The 7,648-nt window shown below is 63.9% G+C and carries 5 protein-coding genes and 1 tRNA gene; 3 read left to right on the top strand and 3 right to left on the bottom strand.

Going from position 1 to position 7,648, the window contains the following annotated elements:
* Positions 1 to 145 precede the first annotated feature (145 nt).
* Positions 146 to 1,363 (bottom strand): LL-diaminopimelate aminotransferase, encoded by a 1,218-nt coding sequence (locus tag EN780_RS05000; RefSeq protein ID WP_127283311.1) that lies wholly within the window; start codon positions 1,361 to 1,363, stop codon positions 146 to 148.
* A gap of 46 nt (positions 1,364 to 1,409) precedes the next feature.
* Positions 1,410 to 1,820, bottom strand: coding sequence for a hypothetical protein (locus tag EN780_RS04995; protein WP_189556390.1), 411 nt, complete (start codon positions 1,818 to 1,820; stop codon positions 1,410 to 1,412).
* Positions 1,821 to 1,916: 96 nt separating this feature from the next.
* On the opposite strand from EN780_RS04995, the gene phaC reads away from it, so the two are divergent.
* From phaC to EN780_RS04980, 3 genes are all read left to right on the top strand, one after another.
* Entirely contained in the window at positions 1,917 to 3,755 is a 1,839-nt protein-coding gene (gene phaC / locus EN780_RS04990) for a class I poly(R)-hydroxyalkanoic acid synthase (protein WP_128272418.1), read from the top strand.
* Between the two features lie 325 nt (positions 3,756 to 4,080).
* Positions 4,081 to 5,232 (top strand): YcbK family protein, encoded by a 1,152-nt coding sequence (locus EN780_RS04985; protein ID WP_245499879.1) that lies wholly within the window; start codon positions 4,081 to 4,083, stop codon positions 5,230 to 5,232.
* A gap of 174 nt (positions 5,233 to 5,406) precedes the next feature.
* Positions 5,407 to 5,481: transfer RNA gene (locus EN780_RS04980), tRNA-Glu, on the top strand.
* Between the two features lie 150 nt (positions 5,482 to 5,631).
* Here EN780_RS04980 and EN780_RS04975 read toward each other — a convergent pair.
* Positions 5,632 to 7,557 carry an adenylate/guanylate cyclase domain-containing protein gene (locus tag EN780_RS04975; protein ID WP_128272414.1) on the bottom strand — a complete coding sequence of 642 codons (1,926 nt, stop codon included), beginning with the start codon at positions 7,555 to 7,557 and terminating at the stop codon, positions 5,632 to 5,634.
* Positions 7,558 to 7,648 lie beyond the last annotated feature (91 nt).

The following is a 7,648-nucleotide window of genomic DNA, read 5'->3' as shown; positions in this document are numbered from 1 at the left end:
CTGGCGGGTGAGCTCGGCCGCCTTGTCGCGCAACACGCGCGCCACCGAGGCGCCGACCGTGCCGAGGCCGGCAATTCCAACACGCAACGCTTCAGCCATGTCCGGCGATGCCCCTCAAAAATTCGATCGGTGATGTCAGGCGAACTCAGCGGTGCGCGGAGAGCGGCACCACATTGTTGGGCTGCTTGGCGGTGGACGCCAGGAAGCGCTTGATGTTGCGGGCCGCCTGGCGGATGCGGTGCTCGTTCTCGACCAGCGCCACGCGCACGAAATCGTCGCCATGCTCGCCGAAGCCGACGCCCGGCGCCACCGCCACGTCGGCGTGCTCGATCAAGAGCTTGGAGAATTCGAGTGAGCCGAGGTGACGGAACTGTTCCGGGATCGGCGCCCAGGCGAACATCGAGGCCGCCGGCGCCGGAATGCTCCAGCCGGCGCGGCTGAAGGAATCGACCATCACGTCGCGGCGCTTGTGGTAGACCTCGCGCACCTCGGCGATGTCGGCGCCGTCGCCGTTGAGCGCATGCGCTGCCGCCACCTGGATCGGCGTGAAGGCGCCGTAGTCGAGGTAGGACTTCACCCGCGTCAGCGCCGAGATCAGCCGCTCGTTGCCGACGGCGAAGCCCATGCGCCAGCCAGGCATGGAAAAGGTCTTCGACATCGAGGTGAACTCGACGCAGACGTCGATCGCGCCCGGCACCTGCAACACCGATGGCGGCGGATTGCCGTCGAAATAGATCTCAGAATAGGCGAGGTCCGACAGGATGATGATGTCGTTCTTCTTGGCGAAGGCGACGACGTCCTTGTAGAAATCGAGCGATGCGACCAGCGCCGTCGGGTTTGACGGATAGTTGAGGATCAGCGCCAGCGGCTTCGGGATCGAGTGGCGGATGCCGCGCTCGACCGCCGGGATGAAGCCGTCGTCGGGCTCCACCTGCAGCGAGCGGATGACGCCGCCCGACATGATGAAGCCGAAAGCGTGGATCGGATAGGTCGGATTCGGGCAGAGGATCACGTCGCCTGGCGCGGTGATCGCCTGCGCCATGTTGGCGAAGCCTTCCTTCGAGCCAAGCGTCGCCACCACCTGCGTGTCGGGATTGAGCTTCACGCCGAAGCGGCGCTGATAGTACGCCGCCTGGGCCCGGCGCAGGCCCGGAATGCCGCGCGAGGAGGAATAGCGATGCGTGCGCGGATCGCGCACCACTTCGCACAATTTGTCGACGATGGCCTTCGGCGTCGGCAGGTCCGGATTGCCCATCCCAAGGTCGATGATGTCGGCGCCGCGCGAGCGGGCGCTGGCCTTCAGCCGGTTGACCTGCTCGAACACGTAAGGCGGAAGCCGGCGGACCTTGTGAAATTCTTCCATGTCAGTTCCAGACATTCAAAGGTGGTTTTCGGCGCGCGATATATCCCTAATTGCAGCTAGGGTCGAGGGCGGGATCGCATTTCGTCTCGATCTGCTTCAGCGCCTGGTCGCCATGGTTCTTGGCCAGCGAGTTGAGCGCCGCCGGGCTTGCGGTCTGGCCGCCGCCACCGCTCTTGGCGAGTTGCGCCTGCTGCTCGCCCTTCAACTGGGCAAGCTTGGCGTCCGTCTCCTCCTTGGTGAGCTGCTTGGCGGCCACTTGCGGCGGAATGTTGAGGTTCGGATAGGAACCGGTGTCCTTCGGCCCTTCGACGCCGGCGACCGGCGCCGTATTCGAAGAGTTGCTGGTCGAGCAGCCGCCCGCCGCCAGCATGCCGGCCGACAGCAACGCCATCGCCGCGGCAATGCGGCAAATGCGACCGGCGTCCGAAAAAACCGTCTTGCCAATATTAATCGTCATATTGTTTTCCTGGCAGCCGGGTTAGAGCGTGTTGGACCCGGTCAGATGTCCCATGATAATATGTCAAGAAAACGCCCGGGAGGAACCCCGCGAACCATGTCCAAAGCTGCCGATTCGGACAAAGCGGAAGATGGCGGACCTTCGTCGGTCGAGCAATATCTGGTCAAGGACCCGGAACGCTTCGCGTTGAACATGGCGCGCATGGTCGAGCAGGCCGGCAAGGCGGCTTCCGCCTGGGCCGAGCCGCGCGAGAAGGGCGAGGTGCGCGACCACGTCGCCGAGCCTGTCGTCGACATGGTCAAGACCTTCTCCAAGCTCAGCGAGTACTGGCTGGCCGACCCGCAGCGCGCGCTTGAGGCGCAGACGCGGCTGTTCGCCGGCTACATGACGGTATGGGCGAACGCCATCCAGCGTGTCAGCCCGAATGGCGAGGCGCCGCCTGACGACGCCGTCAAGCCCGAGCGCGGCGACAAGCGCTTCCAGGACCCGGAATGGGGCCGCAACGCCTTCTTCGATTTCCTGAAGCAGGCCTATCTCGTCACCTCGCGCTGGGCGGCCGATCTGGTCGAGCATGCCGAGGGTCTCGACGAGCACACGCGCCACAAGGCCAGCTTCTACGTCAAGCAGGTGTCCAACGCGATCGCGCCGTCGAACTTCATCCTGACCAACCCGGAACTGTTCCGCGAGACCGTCGCCTCCAACGGCGAGAACCTGGTTCGCGGCATGAAGATGCTGGCTGAGGACATCGCCGCCGGCAAGGGCGACCTGAAGCTCCGCCAGGCCGACTATTCACCCTTCGAGATCGGCAAGAACGTGGCGACGACGCCCGGCAAGGTGGTCGGTCGCAGCGACGTCGCCGAGATCATCCAGTACGATCCGGTGACCGAGACCGTGCTCAAGCGTCCCTTGCTGATCTGCCCGCCATGGATCAACAAGTTCTACATCCTCGATCTCAACCCGCAGAAATCCTTCATCCGCTGGGCGATCGAGCAGGGCCACACCGTCTTCGTCATCTCCTGGATCAACCCGGACGAGCGCCACGGCTCCAAGGGTTGGGAAGCCTATATCCGCGAAGGCCTGCAATACGGCCTCGACATGGTCGAGAAGGCCACCGGCGAGAAGGAAGTCAACGCCATCGGCTACTGCGTCGGCGGCACGCTGCTCGCCGCGGCGCTGGCGCTGCTGGCGCAGGAAGGCGACAACCGTATCAAATCGGCGACCTTCTTCACCACGCAGGTCGATTTCACCTATGCCGGCGACCTGAAAGTATTCGTCGACGAGGACCAGGTCGCGGCGGTCGAGCGGTCGATGAACGAGAAGGGCTATCTCGACGGCACCAAGATGGCGACCGCCTTCAACATGCTGCGCTCGGGCGACCTGATCTGGCCCTATGTCATCAACAACTACATGCGCGGCAAGGATCCCCTGCCCTTCGACCTCTTGTACTGGAATGCCGATTCGACCCGCATGGCGGCGGCCAACCATTCCTTCTACCTGCGCAACTGTTATCTCGAGAACAACCTCTCGCGCGGCACGATGGAGCTTGCCGGCCGCACCGTCTCGCTGGGCGACATCAGGATCCCCGTCTACAACCTGGCCACCAAGGAGGATCACATCGCGCCGGCGCTCTCAGTGTTCCTCGGCTCGCGCTATTTCGGCGGCACCGTGGAATATGTGGTGGCGGGCTCCGGCCACATCGCCGGTGTCGTCAATCCGCCGGCCGCGAAGAAGTATCAGTACTGGACCGGCGGCAAACCGGTGGGTGATTTCGGCCAGTGGTTCGCCGCCGCCGTGGAGCATCCCGGCTCCTGGTGGACGCACTGGCAGCACTGGGTCGAGACCCAGGACAATGCGCGCGTGCCGGCGCGCAAACCCGGCAAGCATATGAAAACCTTGGGCGATGCGCCGGGCACCTATGTCAAGGTGCGCGTGTAACAGTCTGTAATGTCTGGTGAGTTGACGGCCCGCTAAAACAGGTCGAAATGGTGACGTCAACTATCTGGCGGCTTCAATTCGCCTGGAAAAAACGATTACTTCCGAGGCTTGCAGATTTGACACAGGTCCCGTTTCCGGTTTGGGAACAGAACAGTCGTTGCGAGGGCGTAGAACGCTGCGGCGATGACCAGCCGGCCGGATACCGAGGGGGAATTTAGGTTTGAAATCAGGTGGTTGGCGTCTCGCGCGGAGGGAAGGTCGCAGCATTGCGGCAGCGCTTTTCTCCGTGCTTCTGGCCTCCTGCACCTCCGCCGGCGACCCCACGATGTCGGTCGGCATGCCCGGCTACAATGCCACCTCCACCGAGATGAGCGCTGCAACCGGCGCCAAGCCAGCGACCTCGACCGATTCGTCTCTGCAGGTGACGTCGGCCTCATCGGAGGCGGTGTCGACCGTGATGGGCGAGGACGACAAGCCTCTGCCTGAGAAGGTTGCCTACGTACCGGTGACGAAGCCCGGATCGGCCTTCCCGATCAACGTGCCCGCCGGCGCCGACACCATCGCCGGCAACACGCCGCAGCCACTGGTGCAGCAGGCCCAGGCAGCCGAGCAGACGCAGGCCGTCGCGCAGCAGGTCGCCGCTGGCGATGCCGCCGCGACCGCAGCCAAGCCGCAGGCCGAGGCCGCCGCGCAGCCGATGAACAACGGCGTCTACGTGACCGCCGGCGAAGCACCCCAGCAGCCGATCGCCGCGCCGAAGAAGGGCCTGTTTGCCTCGCTGTTCAGCACCACGCCGGCGTCGGCGGCGCCCACGCCGCTGGTCAACACGCGCTCGGGCGAACAGCCGGCCGCCGCCAAGGCGACTGCGCCCGCCAAGCCGATCATCACGCTCGCTTCCGCCACCCCGGCCGAAAAGCCGGTGCAACTGGCCTCGCTCGACGACCCGAGCAATCACATCACCGGCGCCGATGCCTTGCCCGGCGTGCGCCAGACGGCGCTGTTCGAGATCAAGCGCAAGTCCGGCATCGACGACGAGAGCGACGTCGACCTCAACGAGGATGAGGGCGGCTCCTACCAGGTGGCGTCGGCCGCCGGCATGGCGCGGCTCGCGCCCAACGGCCTCTTGAAGCAGAACGAAAGCGTCGACGTCGCCTGCCTGAAGCCGTCGCTGGTGCGGGTGCTGAAGACGATCGAGGGCCACTACGGCCGCAAGATGGTCGTCACCTCAGGCTATCGCGACCCGTCCCGCAACCGCCGCGCCAACGGCGCCAAGAATTCGCTGCACATGTATTGCGCCGCCGCCGACATCCAGGTTCCCGGCGTCTCCAAATGGGAGCTGGCAAGCTACGTCCGCTCCATGCCCGGCCGCGGCGGCGTCGGCACCTACTGCCACACCGAATCCATCCATGTCGACGTCGGTCCCGAGCGCGACTGGAACTGGCGCTGCCGCCGGCGCAGCGGCGGCGGCGACGGCTGATCCTTCACCAGCCTTGCCGATTGCCAGCACGTTTCCGAAACCGCTTGGGCTCGAAACCCATCCCCCGGCGTGCCCAAATCGCGATTTTTGCCACTGTTGAAAAAAGTTGTCGCAGGCGGCGGCAGACGGGTTGCCGGTTGCGAACAACGCAATTATAAGCCGCTTCATCTGAGCGCGCCCATCGTCTAGCGGTCAGGACACCGCCCTTTCACGGCGGTAACAGGGGTTCGATTCCCCTTGGGCGTACCAAATTCCCAAATGCCTTGATTTCATTGAGTGTTCGAAGAACGCTTCCGAACAAGCGAGAGAGCTGTTCCAAAGAGCGCAACGCTGTGTTGTCCTCGGGCGTCCCCTGTGGCCCCCCACAGCCGTCATCGCAATCCTATACGGGAAGTGGCGCTAAGTTCCACTAGGCCGCGTTTCGGGCTCGCTGGTTGATCGGCCTTCCGCCTCGGCCAAGCTGATCTCCAGGCGCTCGATCAGCGCCCGATAGCGCGGATGATCGCGCAGCGGATTCATATCCACGTCCTGCGCCATCCAGTGCACTTGCTGCAATCCAAGCTGCGGCACGCTGTGCTCCAACGTGTCGATCGCCTTTTCGACGGCGCCGATCGCCGCCAGGAAACACGCGACATTGTAGTGGCTGTTGTAGTCCTCCGGATCGATGGTGATCGCGCGCTCGGCCCACTCAAGGGCGCGTTCCTCCAGGCCGAGATTGTGGAGGATGTAACAGCCATAGGCATAGGCTGCCCCATCGTCCGGATACAGTTGCATGGCTTTCTCGATGCGGGTCAGCACCCCCCGTGAAAGCCTTTTGGCCTCCTCCTCGTCGCCCAGGGTCTTGCGGCAATCCCACAGCATGCACATCGCACCATAGCTGTTGCGATCGACGTCCGCCGCCTTCTCATAGGCGGCTGCGGCCTCTGCAAACTTGCGCTCCATGCGCAGCACGTCGCCCAGGGTCCTGTGCGCCTCGTAGAGATTGGGATCGAGCGCGATTGCTCGCCGGCAGGCAACGCCTGCCAGCTCGATCTGCTCCTTCTGGAAATGTACCATCGCGTCAGCCACGTGAGCTTCCGCCAGCGTCGAGTCCAATGCCAGCGCGCGCTGCGCATCGGCGCTCAAGGTGACAAGATTTGCGCTGCGATCTCCAGATCTCAGCAACATGCCTTCAGCCAACGCCAGCCCGGCCCGCGCCAGCGCGTATTCGGGATCGATCTCGAGCGCTCGCTGGTAGAGGCGTCGGGCGGAAAGGTGATTGCGACGGCCCAGGCGCAGGAAATGCTGCCGTCCCATCAGGTAATATTGATAGGCTTCGACGTTCTCGGTCGTGCGCTTGCCGATGGCAGCATGCTCGGCCGGCATCAGCCGGATTTTCAGGGCATCGACGATGGCCCGCGCGATCTCGTCCTGGAGCGCAAATATGTCGTTGAGATCGCGGTCGTAGCGCTCGGCCCACAGATGATGCCCACTCATCCCGTCGATCAACTGCGCGGTGATGCGAACGCGACTACCCGCCTTGCGCACGCTGCCTTCCAGCACATGCGAAACGCGCAATTGCCGCGCCGCTTCGCTCACGTCCATTGCCTTGCCTTTGAGGGCGAAGGTCGTGTTGCGCGCAGTGACCGCCAGTGCGCCGACCTTGCTGAGGTCCGTTATGATGTCCTCGGTGATTCCGTCAGAGAAATATTCCTGCTCGGGGTCGCCGCTCATGTTGTTGAAGGGAAGGACGGCGATCGACGGCTTGGCCTGGGCGGCCGGCTCGGTTTTCTCTCGAGCGATCGAGGCAATGGATCGGGGCGGCGCGTCTGCGAAGAGGTCGACGTTATAGACCCTGACCGGCCGCTCGATGTTCTTCAGTATCTGCTCGCCCGTATCCTCGAAGGCCAAGTCGAGCCGGTTGCCGACATTGTCGCGGACCGAGCCGGATACTGCTACGCCGCCCGGCCTGGCCATGCTCTCGATACGCGCCGCGATGTTGACGCCGTCGCCGTAAATGTCGTTGTCCTCGACAATGACATCGCCGAGATGGACGCCGATGCGGAACTCGATCCGCCTGTCTTCCGAAACGTCGACATTGCGCTCGCGCATTTTGCGCTGGATCTCGGCGGCACACGCCACGGCGTTCACCACGCTTGGGAATTCGACCAGCATGCCGTCGCCGGTGAGCTTGACGATCCGCCCCCGGTGTTCGGCAATCTTGGCGTCCGCCATCTCGCGTCGGTGGGTCTTCAGCGCCGACAGCGTGCCCGCCTCGTCCAGCCCCATGAGCCTGGAGTAGCCGACCACATCGGCAGCGAGGATCGCGGTAAGCCGGCGCTCCATAAGTGAAGTCCGAGTTGTTCAGAGAAGTCCAAAGTATCAGGTTCGATGGTACGTGCTACATGGAAATTCCGGTGCCGCAGCCCTTGGGCAT

This window comes from Mesorhizobium sp. M4B.F.Ca.ET.089.01.1.1, from assembly GCF_004022605.1.
Classification (GTDB): Bacteria; Pseudomonadota; Alphaproteobacteria; order Rhizobiales; family Rhizobiaceae; genus Mesorhizobium; species Mesorhizobium abyssinicae.
This window is presented reverse-complemented; position numbering and strand designations above follow the sequence as displayed.